Source organism: Mesorhizobium sp. U510 (genome assembly GCF_059180695.1).
The window spans coordinates 4,541,218-4,558,674 of sequence record NZ_CP180532.1; the positions used below are offsets into that span (position 1 = coordinate 4,541,218).

At 64.7% G+C, this 17,457-nt stretch carries 7 protein-coding genes and 1 pseudogene; 5 read left to right on the forward strand and 3 right to left on the reverse strand.

From position 1 onward, the window contains the following. Window positions 1–164: 164 nt before the first annotated feature. Both ACLGL5_RS23865 and ACLGL5_RS23870 read right to left on the reverse strand, forming a co-directional pair. Window positions 165–2,969, reverse strand: a complete 2,805-nt coding sequence (locus tag ACLGL5_RS23865) for a glycosyltransferase family 2 protein (RefSeq protein WP_069092173.1) — start codon at window positions 2,967–2,969, stop codon at window positions 165–167. After that, window positions 2,966–3,220, reverse strand: coding sequence for a glycosyltransferase family protein (locus ACLGL5_RS23870; RefSeq protein ID WP_069092174.1), 255 nt, complete (start codon window positions 3,218–3,220; stop codon window positions 2,966–2,968). Before ACLGL5_RS23870 ends, ACLGL5_RS23865 begins: the two co-directional genes overlap by 4 nt. Window positions 3,221–4,497: 1,277 nt before the next feature. On the opposite strand from ACLGL5_RS23870, the gene ACLGL5_RS23875 reads away from it, so the two are divergent. Together ACLGL5_RS23875 and ACLGL5_RS23880 are read left to right on the forward strand one after the other, a co-directional pair. Then, a complete protein-coding gene (locus ACLGL5_RS23875) occupies window positions 4,498–4,812 on the forward strand; it encodes a hypothetical protein (protein ID WP_069092176.1) in 315 nt (104 codons plus the stop codon). A 94-nt stretch (window positions 4,813–4,906) separates the two neighbouring features. Then, window positions 4,907–5,356 (forward strand): annotated as a pseudogene (locus tag ACLGL5_RS23880) (DUF4347 domain-containing protein); the annotation flags it as partial. A 425-nt stretch (window positions 5,357–5,781) separates the two neighbouring features. On the opposite strand, the gene ACLGL5_RS23885 reads toward ACLGL5_RS23880, so the two are convergent. Continuing rightward, window positions 5,782–9,231 (reverse strand): hypothetical protein, encoded by a 3,450-nt coding sequence (locus ACLGL5_RS23885; protein WP_494372965.1) that lies wholly within the window; start codon window positions 9,229–9,231, stop codon window positions 5,782–5,784. Between the two features lie 367 nt (window positions 9,232–9,598). Here ACLGL5_RS23885 and ACLGL5_RS23890 point away from each other — a divergent pair, with 367 nt between their 5' ends. The 3 genes from ACLGL5_RS23890 (at window position 9,599) to ACLGL5_RS23900 (ending at window position 17,314) form a co-directional block, all read left to right on the forward strand. Next, window positions 9,599–9,778 carry a hypothetical protein gene (locus ACLGL5_RS23890; protein WP_064985486.1) on the forward strand — a complete coding sequence of 60 codons (180 nt, stop codon included), beginning with the start codon at window positions 9,599–9,601 and terminating at the stop codon, window positions 9,776–9,778. Between the two features lie 598 nt (window positions 9,779–10,376). After that, the gene (locus tag ACLGL5_RS23895) at window positions 10,377–11,375 is read left to right on the forward strand and encodes a DUF4347 domain-containing protein (protein ID WP_171903292.1); all 999 of its coding nucleotides are present in this window, start codon (window positions 10,377–10,379) and stop codon (window positions 11,373–11,375) included. Then, a complete protein-coding gene (locus ACLGL5_RS23900) occupies window positions 11,375–17,314 on the forward strand; it encodes a DUF4347 domain-containing protein (protein ID WP_494372775.1) in 5,940 nt (1,979 codons plus the stop codon). Before ACLGL5_RS23895 ends, ACLGL5_RS23900 begins: the two co-directional genes overlap by 1 nt. The last annotated feature ends 143 nt before the right edge of the window (window positions 17,315–17,457 follow it).

Consider the following 17,457-nt stretch of genomic DNA (forward strand, 5'->3'; position numbering starts at 1 on the left):
TTCTGCGCCGAGGCGGGCAGACCCTCCGATCGAATATTACCCGTCGTGTCGACATTTGGCGCGCGACAGCGTCTAGCCCCCACCGCCCCATAGGCAGTATCTTCGTCTTCCCTCGCACATGCGCGCGCCGCGCTAATAGGAGTCTGTTGTGATTCCATGACAAACTAGCTCGGCTCTCGGTGATCTGCGTCTATCCGGTCTGACGGAGGTTCGGTATCGTGAATGACGAGTGGTGGCATGCAAACGTAAGCTTGCATCGAACCATATGCCGCACACATCGCGCAATCGATACCCGTGTCATCGAGGATGACGGCAGTTCCAGAAAAGGGAATTTGTCTGCTTCGTAGCGGCAGACACTTTTCCAGAAGTATTCGCGCGCCTCGTGGTGTGACTGTGTAAGCCTGAGTCCCAAATGAGTGCTCTACCTTGATGAGGGATCGAGAAAATTTCTCGGCCTGAAACAAGGTGGGTTTATCTTGATATCGACGATCGTAAAATTCCAACTTGGCTTTGGAGAAGCCGAGATTTACCCAAATAAACAACGGGTCGTATATATATCCCCACTGTATAAAATCCCAGCTTTCCGGTGCTTGAGATAGTATATTGGCGGATTCCTCCACAAATCGAAACGATGCTCGAACGTCGTCTTCAAAAATAGTTATCGTCTTGTTCTCGGAAACCGCCAACTTCCATAAGCCGATATGGGATAGAGCGCATCCCAAAGTGCCCGGGGGGTACGCACAATCATTGGTGATCAGACCTTCCTTTATGAGCGCCTCCCTGTCGAGAGAAGTGCCGTCAACGGCCGACACACGAACCGTATTGTGCGTTAGGTGCCAGTTATTGCTTTGATACCTGCTCCAGCGCTCGACGCTGCGGTCGAGGTTTATCAGGTGTATTTTCGGCGGATCCTTCGGCTCGACATGTCGATCTGGCATCGGTACGGCGCCCGGAGGCGTGGCGGCAGTGAATACCGGCGTGTCGCCGGCACCATGCAACAGCGCTCGGGCGCGCTCGATCCCGTCACTCACATAATATTGGCCATCGCCGAAGGTGATGTAGCCATAGACCTGTCGGTTATCCATATACTGGACGATGCCGGCCTTGCGGGCGCTGTCGGCAAAGATCACGTACTCGTAGCGTGATGTGGCGTCCTCGTATGTCAGTTCGGTCAGTACGTCGGCGCGGACAAGATAGGTGCAGTGCACAAGCGGCATCTCGATAATGCCGCGCACGTGGCGGTTGAGCACCCAGCCATATTGATCGCACTGCATATAGTAGCCGTTGGCGTCGATCTCAGCGTGGTAGTTCGAATAATACTGCCCGGGCGAGATGGAGCGAAGCAGGGGAGCGACGATCGGCACGTCGAGCGCGACAAGCTCGCGTAGCGTGGCCGGTCGCACGAAATTATCGACGTCGGCAACGAAATAGAAATCGCAGCTGTGTTCGAGAGTTTTCCGCAAACTTATGTTGCGGATTCGGCCAAGCACCCTGAAGCGCGTCTCGTTCCATTCGTGTTCGCCAAACTGCTCGACTCTATCGGCCACGTTGGAGGCATCGAATTCAACCGCGGCATAGAGGTGACCAACGCGCTCCACCCATTCGCGCAGTATGTGCTCGGTCCTGTCGGTGTTGTTGTTTGTCCTGATGTACAGGACGATCGACGCCTTCGGGTAGTCGAGCGCCTCGATGCACTCAAGGTACAGCGGCAGTGCCGGCTCTTTCTGCTTTGCCAGGATTGTCACCAGGATGCGCGGCGTGCCCTTGATGCGCGACCGCAACGACCGCTGCCGGACAAGCCTGTGCTGGTCGATCAAGCTCTCGGTCCCGAACGCCCCAAGTTTCGGCGGCTCATTGACCGGAAGCTTGCCGGTGGCGAAGCGCGCGTTGGCCACCACCCGCTTCGTCATTTCAGCAGGCAATTTGTCGGAGGCGAGCAATTTTAGACAAGCGTCGAGCGATTCCCGGTAAGCGCCTGCCCAGTAGGCATTGACGGCAAACTCGTCGAGCACTCCGTAATCGTAGACCCAGGGCTGAATGAAAAGTCCGGCGGGTTGAACAAGGTCGAGCCCTCGACGCGCAAATTCCGTTCCTTCCGCATTCCGGCCCTGGTTGCGGCAATAGAGGCTCGCGGCGTGTAGAGCCTCCGCGCGGGCGGGGACGACCTGCGCCGCGCGCTCAAAGGCGGCAACGACCTCCTCGAATGGCCGCCCCAGTGCTGCCATCAGGTTGCCCGCCTCGAGCAGGCTGACATAGACCTCCTCGTCCCAAAAACCCAGCTCGGCACGCTTCAGATAGGTCGCCAGTGATTTTTCACGCTCGCCGGAATCCCTGTAGCTCTGTGCCAGATAGAAGGTGTATCGCGAAACAAGGAAGGGGTCGGTCTCCGTTGCAAGCGCATTTTCAAGAACGGCCGAGTCGTCCTGGTACTTTCGCGGGTTTTGACTGCGTGCTCCGCCACGCCCCGTCGCCACGCGAAAACCCTTGGCGGTCTCCCGCGTGAGATGGCCAGGAGGGGCCTCGAGATATTCGTGCAGAACGCCCTTGAAGGCGAACGGCAGCCGGTTGCGGCAGATCTGCGGGCGATAAAACGAAATGCCACCATGTAACACCTCGACGTCGTATAAATCGTGTTCCATCTGCGACTTGAACCTGATCGGATCGAAGTCGGCGTCCCGGATCAGAACATCGTCCGCGTCGATGATCATTGCATAGTCGACAGTCTCGATTTCACGCAATCGTTCAAGGGCGAAGGTACGGTTGTACGCGAAGTCCCGCCACGGCTCGTCAATGACGGCGCCTTGGACATTGTGATCGGCGAGGAAGCCGCGTATCAGGTCTTGCGTGCCGTCTTCGGAACCCGTGTCGACGATGAGCACGTAGTCGACAAGGGGGAGCACGCTGGCGAGGCATTGCAGGATGACCTTCGTCTCGTTCTTGACAATCATGCACAGGCCGATGGTGCTCATGCGATTCCTTCAGCTGAGCAGCGGTCGTTGCGCGCCTGCTCGAAATTGTGGAATGGGAATTCGTTCAGCTCGCCCGGCAGGTTGCGGGCAGCGAAGAACGATTTGATGGAATCCTGTGTCCCGTCGGTCGAGCCGGTATCGCCGATGACCCAGCAGTCGATGTGGTCGACAACTGCCCCGAGACAGCGTCGAAGGTTCCCCATCTCGTTCTTGACGATCATGTTGAGGCAGAGCCGCTTGCCGTTTGTCATTCGTGATCCATCGGCCCTCAATGTGACTGTCGGCGATAAGGACGGTTCGCGTGTCGCCGCGCCATGCCGGATCCGTTTCGATGCGGATTTGCCAAGCCTCGATCGCTCATGGCCTTCCCCCCGCTGTCGCTGTCCACTTGCCAGTCCGGCCGCGCAACAGCTGATATTTCCAAAGAGCCGATCATTCCTTCTCACGGATCTCACAGGTCGTCCTCTGGAAACCGCGCTTAACCTTATCCATCGTGGTTAGCAGCCAGCCGTCGTGCCAGCCGGCGGCAACCGCGATAGTGAAAGGACCCTGCCCCAACTGCAACCGCCGGCATTCACCGCTTCGTCCACCGGTTTAGGTTCGGTATTTCGCCGCCATTTGCAGGCTGCCGTCAAGGTCGAGGCACCCACATCCGCTGACACATTGCCAACCCGTCTGGCTGCGCCATCGTCGATGGGTTTGCATGGAAGATGGAGACCTTCAATTGCTGTCCGAAGCAGGCAGGATTGCAAGTAATCCTAATAAGCATCTGATTTTCATAACGGTTTTCTAACCCAGCCCGCTGCTATTGTTAAAGCGGCGCTACCCTGCTTTCAGCTAATTTAGTAATTGCTTAATTTATAGTTTACAACTTGCTAAATTTCGAATTTACTAAAATGCGGTGTTGAGGGACGCCCGCGGATCGGACGGCCGCATGCCCGAATTTCTGCGTAAGTCTCTCTCAGGGAGTTGAGTTAGAGGGTCTGGGTAATCAGGGCCGTTTGGCAGATTGTAAGGTGCGTCCCCAGGGCGCGCCAACGGTGTGTCGTGTCCATGCCCTCCCCTTTGGAGGCGGACGGCCTCCCATTCCTTCGAGAGTTGTCGCCGAGACGTCAGCGTCACGGTAACGGGAGTGGGTTGTGATTCAAGTGGCATCGCGTGCGTATCGCAAGAACCGTGCAGGCCCCGGACTGCACGGAGTCGATAGAACAATGCGGCTCGGCGTCGTCAGAACCGATCGGCCGAATGGGCTGACCGGCGCGCCTCGGCCCGCGTTTCCGAACCCTTTTTCATCCATCCCTCGATATCCGATTTCGGCACGATCTTCCGGAACCGGAGGCAAGAGGCCAGTCGATCGCTCCCGCAGCCGAACGTCCGGCCGCGCGGCCGGGCGCTCGGAACGAATTTCATCGATGCACTGTCGCACGTACTTCGAACACCAGATGCGCTGACCTGGCCGGGCGGCGGGCATTTGGCGCCAATGGCAATTGACGGCGCGGCACGGTGGCCGCGGACCAAGGAGGATAAAATGAGCTACATCGCAGGGTTTGCAGTGATGGAAGTTGCCGTTAGAGGCGTCTTGCCCATCGGCGACACCACCGAAAATGTGCCTTATTTTATCCTGGACACGGCCAAGAACGCCGTCGTCGGCCAGGTCATTCTTCCCAAGGCCGTCAAGCGAAGCCTCGCCGTCGCTCTCACCGTCAAGGTTCCCGCCGCAGCCGGCTCATTTGCGATTGGCACGTTCGACGATGGCGGGAATTTCCAGGCCTGTAGCTTCCTCCGCGTAGAGAGCCCCGCTGTCGAACGGCCTGACGGCGCCGTCGGCTCGTCGGGAAGATGACCGCGCCGCCCAAAGATCCTTCTTCCGACCGCTCGCCGGCCAGCCGATGGGCGGTTTTCCCTTGAATTGAATTCGAAGCCAACAGGAGCCAGTCATGGCCCGTGCCTCTGAAATTCTTTTTGTCGATTCTTCGATCTCCGACCTCGAGACAGTTCTCGGCAACCTTAGGCCCGAAGTCCGGGCTGTCGTGCTCGATGACCGCCAGCCGGCGGCGCGGCAGATTTCTGCCGCGCTCGCAGGGCACGCAGGGCTCGATGCGGTGCACGTCATCGCACATGGCGCGCCTGGCCTGGTTAGCTTCGCTGCAGGAGAGTGGTCGGTCGGGACACTGGGAGATTCGGCTGAGGATCTTTCCGCGATCGGCCGGGCGCTTGCCGCGGACGGCGAACTGCGGCTGTGGAGCTGCGAAACGGCATCAGGGGATGTGGGCGAAGTCTATATAGGGGCGCTGCAAGAGGCGGTGGGCGCGGACGTTCGCGCATCCAGGTCGCTGATTGGCTCGGCCGCCCTGGGCGGCGCCTGGGAGATATCCGCACGCGCCAGCGCGTCCACGCCTTTGCCTCCGATGACTACAGCTGGCGTGGCCAGATATTCGGGGGTACTTGCTGCCGCCGATCTTACACTCACCGGGACCATAACTGCCAGCGGCAACTCTTCGGCTGTTAACACGTACTATATAGTGGATACTCATGTGTCTCCGCCGACTAATCCGGCGCTTAATACTTCAGATGATACAGTCGTCGGCAGCTTTCAACTTCCATCCGCAAACCAAAGTGGTTTAATTAATGACTTTCGAGCAACAATAACAATTCCAAACACCACTGATATCTATTATGTTTACGACAGCACTTTCAAATTATATGGCACGCTTTCCCCCGTTTTAGGAGGTTATAGTTTTACTCCTATCGCTGCCAATAATGGCGATAATGGCGATCATTTTGATACCGCTGCTTTTATCGCCACCACAGGTCAAGTAGGCGCGACCGGACCCGCGGGGGCGACCGGAGCTACTGGCGCCACGGGTGCGACCGGGGCGGGTGCGACAGGAGCGACAGGCGCGACTGGCTCGACTGGCTCGACTGGCGCTACTGGCTCTACTGGCTCGACCGGTGCCACAGGCTCAACCGGAGCAACCGGATCGACTGGCGCCACGGGCTCGACCGGTGCGACTGGTGATACCGGCGCGACGGGTTCGACCGGCTCGACCGGAGCCACAGGTGCGACCGGCGATACAGGTGCCACAGGTTCGACCGGAGCGACAGGTTCGACTGGCGCAACCGGCTCGACCGGTGCGACTGGTGATACCGGCGCCACGGGTTCGACCGGGGCCACAGGCTCGACTGGTGCGACCGGCGCAACTGGCTCGACGGGGGCGACTGGTGATACCGGCGCCACGGGCGCCACGGGTTCCACCGGGGCGACTGGCTCGACAGGAGCAACCGGCTCGACCGGAGCTACGGGTTCGACCGGCGACACGGGTTCGACCGGAGCAACTGGCTCGACTGGGGCAACTGGTTTGACCGGCTCGACCGGAGCCACAGGTGCGACCGGAGATACAGGTGCCACAGGTTCGACCGGAGCCACAGGTTCGACCGGCTCGACCGGCGCAACTGGATCGACGGGGGCGACTGGTGATACCGGCGCCACGGGCTCTACAGGTGCAACCGGGTCCACCGGCGCAACTGGCTCGACCGGAGCGACGGGTTCGACCGGCGACACGGGTTCGACCGGAGCAACTGGCTCGACTGGGGCAACTGGTTTGACCGGCTCGACCGGAGCCACAGGTGCGACCGGAGATACAGGTGCCACAGGTTCGACCGGAGCCACAGGTTCGACCGGCTCGACCGGCGCAACTGGATCGACCGGAGCGACTGGATCCACCGGCGCAACTGGCTCGACCGGCGCCACTGGTTCAACCGGCTCGACCGGAGCGACTGGATCCACTGGTGCAACGGGTGATACCGGCGCCACGGGCTCTACAGGTGCAACCGGGTCCACCGGCGCAACTGGCTCGACCGGAGCAACTGGATCGACTGGGGCAACCGGCTCGACCGGAGCCACAGGTTCGACGGGCTCGACCGGTGCAACTGGCTCGACCGGAGCAACCGGCTCAACCGGAGCGACCGGTTCAACCGGAGCAACCGGTTCGACCGGCGCCACGGGCTCGACCGGTGCAACTGGCTCGACCGGAGCGACTGGCTCGACCGGCGCAACCGGTTCGACCGGTGCCACGGGCTCGACCGGAGCAACCGGCTCAACCGGGGCAACTGGTTCGACCGGGGCGACAGGCTCGACTGGTGCGACAGGTTCCACCGGTGCGACTGGCTCGACCGGAGCGACCGGCTCAACCGGCGCCACGGGCTCGACCGGAGCGACTGGATCGACCGGAGCGACTGGATCGACCGGAGCGACCGGCTCAACCGGCGCCACGGGCTCGACCGGAGCGACTGGATCGACCGGAGCGACTGGATCGACCGGAGCGACCGGCTCAACCGGCGCCACGGGCTCGACCGGGGCAACTGGCTCGACCGGTGCAACGGGCTCGACCGGCGCCACTGGTTCGACCGGCGCCACGGGCTCGACCGGAGCAACTGGCTCGACCGGCGCCACGGGCTCGACCGGAGCAACTGGCTCGACCGGGGCAACTGGCTCGACCGGCGCCACCGGTTCGACCGGCGCCACCGGTTCGACCGGTGCGACGGGTTCGACCGGTGCCACCGGCTCGACCGGCGCCACGGGCTCGACCGGCGCGACTGGGTCGACCGGCGCCACTGGTTCGACCGGGGCAACTGGCTCGACCGGCGCCACCGGCTCGACCGGTGCGACTGGTTCGACCGGCGCCACTGGTTCGACCGGCGCCACGGGCTCGACCGGAGCAACTGGCTCGACCGGCGCCACGGGCTCGACCGGCGCCACGGGCTCGACCGGCGCGACTGGGTCGACCGGCGCCACGGGCTCGACCGGCGCGACTGGGTCGACCGGTGCCACCGGCTCGACCGGCGCCACGGGCTCGACCGGCGCGACTGGGTCGACCGGCGCCACTGGTTCGACCGGTGCCACGGGCTCGACCGGAGCAACTGGCTCGACCGGTGCCACCGGCTCGACCGGCGCCACGGGCTCGACCGGCGCGACTGGGTCGACCGGCGCCACTGGTTCGACCGGTGCCACGGGCTCGACCGGAGCAACTGGCTCGACCGGAGCAACTGGCTCGACCGGCGCCACGGGCTCGACCGGCGCGACTGGCTCGACCGGCGCCACCGGCTCGACCGGCTCGACCGGCGCCACCGGTTCGACCGGCGCCACCGGTTCGACCGGTGCGACGGGTTCGACCGGTGCCACGGGCTCGACCGGAGCCACCGGCTCGACCGGAGCCACCGGTTCGACCGGCGCAACCGGCTCGACCGGAGCAACTGGCTCGACCGGAGCCACCGGCTCGACCGGAGCCACCGGTTCGACCGGCGCAACCGGCTCGACCGGAGCAACTGGCTCGACTGGCGCCACTGGCTCGACAGGAGCAACTGGCTCGACCGGCGCGACAGGCTCGACCGGGGCGACCGGCTCGACCGGGGCGACCGGCGCGACAGGTGCCACCGGCTCGACCGGGGCAACTGGTTCGACCGGAGCCACCGGAGCAACTGGTTCGACCGGAGCGACTGGCTCGACCGGAGCAACCGGCTCGACCGGAGCAACCGGCTCAACCGGAGCAACCGGCTCAACCGGCGCCACTGGCTCGACCGGTGCGACGGGTTCGACCGGTGCCACCGGCTCGACCGGAGCAACTGGCTCGACCGGAGCAACTGGATCGACCGGCGCAACTGGCTCGACCGGAGCCACGGGCTCGACCGGAGCCACCGGCTCGACGGGAGCAACTGGCTCGACCGGAGCAACTGGCTCGACCGGAGCGACTGGATCGACCGGGGCAACCGGCTCGACCGGAGCGACTGGATCGACCGGGGCAACCGGCTCGACCGGGGCAACCGGCGCGACAGGCTCGACCGGCGCCACGGGCTCTACCGGCTCGACCGGAGCGACGGGTTCGACCGGCTCGACCGGAGCGACGGGTTCGACCGGGGCAACCGGCTCGACAGGGGCAACCGGTTCGACTGGCGCCACTGGCTCGACAGGGGCAACTGGCTCGACCGGCGCGACCGGAGCGACGGGTTCGACCGGGGCAACCGGCTCGACAGGGGCAACCGGTTCGACTGGCGCCACTGGCTCGACAGGGGCAACTGGCTCGACCGGCGCGACCGGAGCGACGGGTTCGACCGGGGCAACCGGCTCGACAGGGGCAACCGGTTCGACTGGCGCCACTGGCTCGACAGGGGCAACCGGTTCGACTGGCGCCACTGGCTCGACAGGAGCAACCGGCTCGACCGGAGCGACTGGCTCGACAGGGGCAACCGGTTCGACTGGCGCCACTGGCTCGACAGGGGCAACTGGCTCGACCGGCGCGACCGGCTCGCCTGGTCCGACGGGGTCGACTGGAGCAACCGGCCCAGGCGGTCAGACCGGTGATCATGGTCATGGCAATAACGGCCACGGCAATGGACAGCAGGACGCGCCGGGCAATTCCGGGGACCATAACAATGCCGACAACAGCAGCCATCAGGGACAGGGCAACTCTTCCGGAGGCCAAGGCAACGGCGGTAATAACGCCAACGTCACGGCCAGCACGCTGGGGCTGACGGACACGGCGAAGTTCCTGCAGTCCGGCTCGCCCGACGGCAACAGTGATCCCGGCAAGCATGCGTCGTTCGGCCAACTGGTCGGCCTTGCGGCGACTTCGGTGACGACAGACCTGCTGAACGTCCTCAAGACAATCAGCGGATCTGGCAACAACCAGAACAAGCCTTCCGGAGCGAGCACGGATCTCACCTCGGATCAGACCAAGCCTGGCGCCGGCTACGCCAGCAACGACCACACAGTCAAGACGTCCCTGAAGGATCTCTTGAAGCCGCACGACTGAGTGGCGAATGGACCTGGACGGTAACCGGTCCAGGTTGGCGAACGGGCGCGCGGGCTTCGCTGGAAAGCGGAGCCCGCGCGCTTTTCATTCGTGCTCAGTCGGCTCGCGCAGCATCGTAGGGCATGCCTGGTACCAGGGTCAGCCGCCTGCAGGCGTGTCCGCTTCCGGCCCAGCCATGGCGACCGTTTGCGGATTGAAAGCAACTTAAAGGAAGCCGCCAAAGTCTTAGATTTCCAGAACAATTTGCGCGAGTCCGGCGCCTCGATATTGATCGAGGTCTGCTGCCCCGCTCCTGGGAATTTACCAAATCCTTCCTTAATAGTTTACAAATCGCTAATTTTCGATTTTACTAATGTATGGGTATAGAGGGTGCCCGCGGATCGCACGGTCGCGTGGCTGTGAGGTCTTTGCAGGCGAGTTTGGGCAGGGATCTGGGTAGCAAGGCAATTTAGCGGAAGAACAAGGTGCGCTCATCGGGCGCGCCGTGAGACGCCGCGTCTATGTCTGTCCTCGGCGGAAGGCAGACGTTCCCATTCCGGAGTTCGCTCGCGAGTTTGCCGTCGAGGCGTCGGCGGCACGGGTGACGGGAGTGGGTACTGTGAATCAAGTGTTGTCGCGTGCGCCCCAGGGCGTTGTGCCCCGGTTCGATGGGCGCCAAATTCATCCGCTGCCGGCCGCGGCAACTGGTCGCCCGAATGCGCGGACCGATGCGCGCCAGGCTGGCGCCTCAGAAATCCTTTTCGTCGACCCCTCTGTGTCCGATCTCGGCACGATCCTCGCCAATCTGCGGCCAGAGGTCGAGGCGATCGTGCTCGACGCCAACCGCCCGGCCGCGCGCCAAATGGCGCTGGCGCTCGAAGGCCGCGACGGCCTCGACGCCGTGCACGTCATCGCCCACGGCGCGCCTGGGCGGGTGAGCTTCGCGGCGGGCGAATGGTCGGCCGAGACGCTCTACGACGACGGGGACGACCTCGCCGTGATCGGTCGGGCGCTGGGCGGATTTGGCGAACTGCTTTTGTGGAGCTGCAACGCCGGCGCCGGCGCGGCCGGAAGCAATTTCATCGACGCGCTGTCGTGCGCGACGGGAACGCCGGCAGCGGCGGCGAACGACCTGGTCGGGTCGCAGACGCTGGGCGGCGACTGGAAACTGAACGTGCGGAAAAGGGATGCCATGGGGCGGCCCCCGCTGACGGAGGTGGGTATGGCGGGATATGGGGGGGCATTTTCCCAGGCATTGACCTCAACAGGCCAAGGTGAACGACTCACCGTGTTTGGGCAGTGGGCGGCCGGCACGGCGGCTGGAACGTATTTCATAGTTCTCAATGACGGGGGGACGCTAAATATCATCGGGCAATTTATTGTTCCGACAAATTTCGGCGGCACTTTCGCGATCTCCGAGGCACTTCCCGCTGGACGGTACATTGTTGGTCCGGGCGCTCCAGGTCCGAACACCATCGCTGTCTACAATGGCAGTTGGAGTTCGACAGGCAAGAACGCCGGGACATGGTCCGTCGGCAATTTCAATCCGGCAATAACGGCAACCCTCAACAACATAGGTGACGCCACCCCCAACCAAGCTGGCCGGGGGATGGCATGATGAAAAACACTTGCGAAATCGTCTTCATCGACCCCTCAGTCGCCGACATTCCCACGCTCATTGCAGGGCTGAGGCCGAGCGTCCAACCGGTGCTTCTCAGCGGCTCGATGCCTGCTTCGGAAGAGATCGCACGCGCCTTGCATGATCGCGAAAGCCTGGATGCCATCCACATTGTCGTCCATGGCCGCTCGGGCGAACTCAGCTTCAGCACCGGCGCGCTTTCGCTCGCCAACGTCGACCGGCATTCGGACGATCTCGCGGCGATCGGTCATGCCCTGGGGCCTGATGGCGATCTTTTGCTGTGGGGTTGCAGCACAGGCGAAGGCACCCGTGGGCAGGCATTTGTCGCCGCGCTGTCGCGCGCGACCGGCGCGCCCGTCGCGGCGGCGACGGGTCTCGTCGGTGCCGCGGCGCTCGGCGGAAGATGGGAATTGGATACGCAGTCTCCTCGCGCCATGGTCCGGCCGCCGCTGACAGCGGCGGGCGTTGGAGCGTATAGTGACCTCCTAAACAACAATATCTCTGCTCCAGCCGGACTTAGCTTTATCGAAGTTGCGTTCCCTAACAACGCTACCGGAGGCGTCTATTTTCTTACAGCACTTATAGGTGGAAATACGGTAGTCGTTGGATCTTTTACTCTACCGTCCGGTATTACGACTAGCGGAACTACTGTCGTTCCAATCTACCTCACCGCCGGCGCCACTGTCACTGTCAATTCCGGCAACGTTAATAGCGGCAATTCGGGGACTTGGGCCGTTGGAACTGCGGTAACAGCCGGTACGTGGACCGTAGTTGATCTGACTGCTGCAGGTCCGACTGGCGCAACGGGTGCGACAGGCGCCACGGGTTCGACCGGCTCTACAGGCGCCACCGGCGCTACAGGTTCGACGGGCGCAACCGGTGCAACAGGTGCGACCGGCGCCACGGGCTCGACTGGCTCTACAGGTGCCACCGGTAATACAGGCGCCACAGGTTCAACCGGAGCGACGGGATCTACTGGCGCAACCGGCGCCACGGGTTCAACCGGAGCCACCGGTTCGACCGGAGCAACTGGAGCAACCGGCGCCACAGGCGATACCGGCGCGACAGGATCGACTGGTGCTACAGGTTCAACTGGTGCAACCGGTGATACGGGTGCCACGGGCTCAACCGGTGCTACCGGTGCCACCGGTGCAACTGGCGATACGGGTGCAACCGGTTCGACTGGCGCAACCGGCGCAACCGGCGATATGGGCGCCACCGGTTCGACCGGAGCTACGGGTTCGACCGGCGCGACCGGTTCGACTGGAGCAACCGGCGATACGGGCGCTACGGGTTCGACCGGCGCGACCGGCTCGACTGGAGCAACCGGCGATACGGGCGCTACGGGTTCGACCGGCGCGACCGGCTCGACTGGAGCAACCGGCGATACGGGTGCAACCGGCGCCACGGGTGCCACTGGTTCGACCGGGGCCACGGGCTCGACCGGAGCAACTGGCGATACCGGCGCCACGGGTTCGACCGGAGCTACAGGTTCGACAGGCGCGACTGGAGCCACAGGAGCAACTGGTGATACCGGAGCGACGGGCTCGACTGGAGCAACCGGCGCCACAGGTGCAACTGGTGATACGGGCGCCACAGGCTCGACTGGAGCAACCGGTGCCACAGGTGCGACCGGCGATACGGGCGCAACGGGTTCGACCGGAGCAACTGGAGCCACGGGTGCCACCGGCGATACAGGCGCCACAGGCTCGACCGGGGAAACCGGCGCCACAGGCGCGACCGGCGATACGGGCGCCACAGGCTCGACTGGAGCAACCGGAGCCACAGGTTCCACGGGCGATACCGGAGCGACGGGCTCGACTGGAGCTACCGGCGCCACAGGCGCGACTGGTGATACGGGTGCCACCGGCTCGACTGGAGCTACCGGAGCCACAGGCGCGACCGGCGATACTGGAGCGACGGGTTCGACTGGAGCAACCGGAGCCACGGGTGCGACTGGCGATACCGGCGCGACAGGATCGACTGGTGCTACAGGTTCAACTGGTGCAACCGGCGCCACTGGCGCAACTGGTGATACCGGAGCAACAGGTTCAACTGGGGCTACGGGTTCGACCGGAGCGACAGGTTCGACTGGAGCAACGGGTGCCACGGGTGCGACTGGCGCAACCGGCGATACAGGTGCCACCGGTTCGACCGGATCTACAGGCGCCACCGGTGCCACCGGCTCAACCGGAGCAACTGGAGCAACCGGCGCCACGGGTGATACCGGCGCGACAGGTTTAACCGGAGCTACCGGCGCCACAGGTGCGACCGGCGCTACAGGTGCGACTGGCGATACCGGAGCAACAGGTTCAACCGGAGCGACCGGCGCCACAGGTGCGACCGGTGACACCGGCGCCACGGGCTCGACCGGCGCCACGGGCTCGACCGGAGCTACAGGTTCAACAGGTGCGACTGGAGATACAGGCGCCACCGGCTCGACTGGAGCTACGGGCTCCACTGGCGCAACCGGCTCGACTGGAGCAACGGGTGCCACTGGTTCGACCGGAGCAACTGGAGCAACCGGCGCCACTGGTGATACCGGCGCGACAGGATCGACTGGTGCAACGGGTGCCACGGGTGCGACCGGCGATACAGGTGCCACGGGCTCGACTGGAGCAACCGGAGCCACGGGTGCGACTGGCGATACCGGCGCGACGGGTGCCACTGGTTCGACCGGAGCAACCGGAGCTACAGGCGCGACCGGCTCGACTGGAGCAACCGGCGCCACAGGTGCAACTGGTGATACGGGCGCCACGGGTTCGACCGGAGCAACCGGCGCCACAGGTGCGACCGGCGATACGGGTGCCACGGGTTCGACCGGAGCAACTGGAGCAACCGGCGCCACAGGCGCGACCGGCGATACCGGAGCGACGGGCTCGACTGGAGCCACAGGTGCGACCGGCGATACCGGTGCCACGGGTTCGACCGGAGCAACTGGAGCAACCGGCGCCACAGGCGATACCGGCGCGACAGGATCGACTGGTGCTACAGGTTCAACTGGTGCGACCGGTGATACGGGTGCCACCGGTTCGACCGGAGCTACGGGCTCGACCGGGGCAACCGGCGCCACCGGTGCAACTGGCGATACCGGAGCAACAGGCCATACCGGAGCGACGGGTTCAACCGGAGCCACGGGTGCGACCGGCGATACGGGCGCAACCGGTTCGACTGGAGCAACGGGTGCCACTGGTTCGACCGGCGCTACAGGTGCAACTGGCGATACCGGCGCCACTGGTTCGACTGGAGCTACGGGCTCCACTGGCTCAACCGGCTCGACTGGAGCAACGGGTGCCACTGGTTCGACCGGAGCAACTGGAGCAACCGGCGCCACAGGCGCGACTGGCGATACCGGCGCGACGGGTGCCACTGGTTCGACCGGAGCAACCGGAGCTACAGGCGCGACCGGCTCGACTGGAGCAACCGGCGCCACAGGTGCAACTGGTGATACGGGCGCCACGGGCTCGACCGGGGCAACTGGAGCAACCGGAGCCACAGGCGCGACCGGTGATACCGGCGCGACAGGATCGACTGGTGCTACAGGTTCAACTGGTGCGACCGGTGATACGGGTGCCACTGGTTCGACTGGAGCTACGGGCTCGACCGGGGCAACCGGCGCCACCGGTGCAACTGGCGATACCGGAGCAACAGGCGATACCGGCGCGACAGGTGATACCGGCGCAACGGGTTCAACCGGAGCCACGGGTGCGACCGGCGATACGGGCGCCACCGGTTCGACTGGAGCAACGGGTGCCACTGGTTCGACCGGCGCTACAGGTGCAACTGGCGATACCGGCGCCACTGGTTCGACTGGAGCTACGGGCTCCACTGGCGCAACCGGCTCGACTGGAGCAACGGGTGCCACTGGTTCGACCGGAGCGACTGGAGCAACCGGCGCCACTGGTGATACCGGCGCGACAGGATCGACTGGTGCAACGGGTGCCACGGGTGCGACCGGCGATACAGGTGCCACGGGCTCGACTGGAGCAACCGGAGCCACGGGTGCGACTGGCGATACCGGCGCGACCGGCGATACCGGAGCGACGGGTTCGACCGGAGCTACCGGCGCCACAGGCGCGACCGGTGATACTGGAGCGACGGGCTCGATTGGAGCAACCGGAGCCACAGGCGCGACCGGCGATACTGGAGCGACGGGTTCGACTGGAGCCACAGGTGCGACCGGCGATACCGGTGCCACGGGTTCGACCGGAGCAACCGGCGCCAAAGGCGCGACCGGCGATACCGGAGCGACGGGCTCGACCGGGGCAACCGGCGCCACGGGTGCGACTGGAGATACGGGCGCGACGGGTTCCATCGGTGCAACCGGCGCCACTGGCGCGACTGGTGATACCGGCGCCACGGGCTCGACAGGCGCGACCGGCTCGACTGGAGCAACGGGTGCCACGGGTGCCACGGGTGCCACTGGTTCGACCGGAGCAACTGGAGCAACCGGAGCCACAGGTGCGACCGGTGATACCGGAGCAACAGGTTCGACTGGAGCAACAGGTGCCACGGGTGCGACTGGCCATACGGGCGCAACGGGCTCGACCGGAGCAACTGGAGCAACCGGCGCCACAGGCGATACCGGCGCGACAGGATCGACTGGTGCTACAGGTTCAACCGGTGCAACAGGCGATACGGGTGCCACGGGTTCCACCGGAGCTACAGGTTCGACAGGCGCGACCGGCTCGACTGGAGCAACGGGCTCGACCGGAGCAACCGGGCCGAAGGGCGCAACCGGCTCGACCGGCGCAACCGGGCCTAAGGGCGACACAGGACCCAAGGGCGCGACGGGTGTCACTGGCGCAACCGGCTCGACCGGGGCAACCGGACCGAAGGGCGACACAGGACCCAAGGGCGCGACGGGTGTCACTGGCGCAACCGGCTCGACCGGGGCAACCGGACCGAAGGGCGACACCGGACCCAAGGGCGCGACGGGTGCCACCGGCGCAACCGGCTCGACCGGGGCAACCGGACCGAAGGGCGACACCGGACCCAAGGGCGCGACGGGTGCCACTGGCGCAACCGGCTCGACCGGGGCAACCGGACCGAAGGGCGACACCGGACCCAAGGGCGCGACGGGTGTCACTGGCGCAACCGGCTCGACCGGAGCAACCGGACCGAAGGGCGACACCGGACCCAAGGGCGCGACGGGTGCCACTGGCGCAACCGGCTCGACCGGGGCAACCGGACCGAAGGGCGATACCGGACCCAAGGGCGCGACGGGTGTCACTGGCGCAACCGGCTCGACCGGGGCAACCGGACCGAAGGGCGATACCGGACCCAAGGGCGCGACGGGTGTCACTGGCGCAACCGGCTCGACCGGGGCAACCGGACCGAAGGGCGATACCGGACCCAAGGGCGCGACGGGTGTCACTGGTGCAACCGGCTCGACCGGGGCAACCGGACCTAAAGGCGACACCGGACCCAAGGGGGCCACGGGTGCAACCGGTGCCGCAGGCTCGACCGGGGCAACCGGGCCGAAGGGCGACACCGGGCCGAAGGGTTCGACGGGTCCGACCGGCACAACTGGTCCGACCGGACCCTCGGGCGGTCACAACGACTCGATCGTTCCGTCGACGACAACCCTGGTGACGCCCACCCCGAAGACCGCCAATGTCACGCCCGACTCGCTCGGCCTCAAGGATAGCTGGCAATTCCTGCAGCCGGGCTCGACCGGCAATGGCAGCGGCGGCCAGCCCTCGCTACACCACCTGATCGGCCTGGCGGCCGGCTCGGTGACGACCGATCTCCTGAATATCCTCAATACGATCAGGGGATTTGGTCACCAACAGAACCAGCCGTCCGGCGTGACTACGGACCAGACCTTGGATACGACCAAGCACGGTACCGGCTACGCCAGCACCGACCACACCGCCAAGACGACCCTGAAGGATCTTCTGAAGCCGCATGAGTGAGCAAGACTGGCGAGAGACCACCGAAGGGAAACGCGCGAACGTCGCGGAAGAGCGAAGTTCGCGCGTTAAACATCCCGGGACACGGTTTGGCAGAAGAGTTCGCGCTGCCGATCAATTCGGAGTACGATGGCAACATGATCGAA

What these genes read in the sequence shown, in the direction of transcription:
- ACLGL5_RS23865 (WP_069092173.1), bottom strand. Translation starts at nt 2,969, where the DNA reads ATGAGCACCATCGGCCTGTGCATGATTGTCAAGAACGAGACGAAGGTC.
- ACLGL5_RS23870 (WP_069092174.1), bottom strand. Translation starts at nt 3,220, where the DNA reads ATGACAAACGGCAAGCGGCTCTGCCTCAACATGATCGTCAAGAACGAG.
- ACLGL5_RS23875 (WP_069092176.1), top strand. Translation starts at nt 4,498, where the DNA reads ATGAGCTACATCGCAGGGTTTGCAGTGATGGAAGTTGCCGTTAGAGGC.
- ACLGL5_RS23900 (WP_494372775.1), top strand. Translation starts at nt 11,375, where the DNA reads ATGAAAAACACTTGCGAAATCGTCTTCATCGACCCCTCAGTCGCCGAC.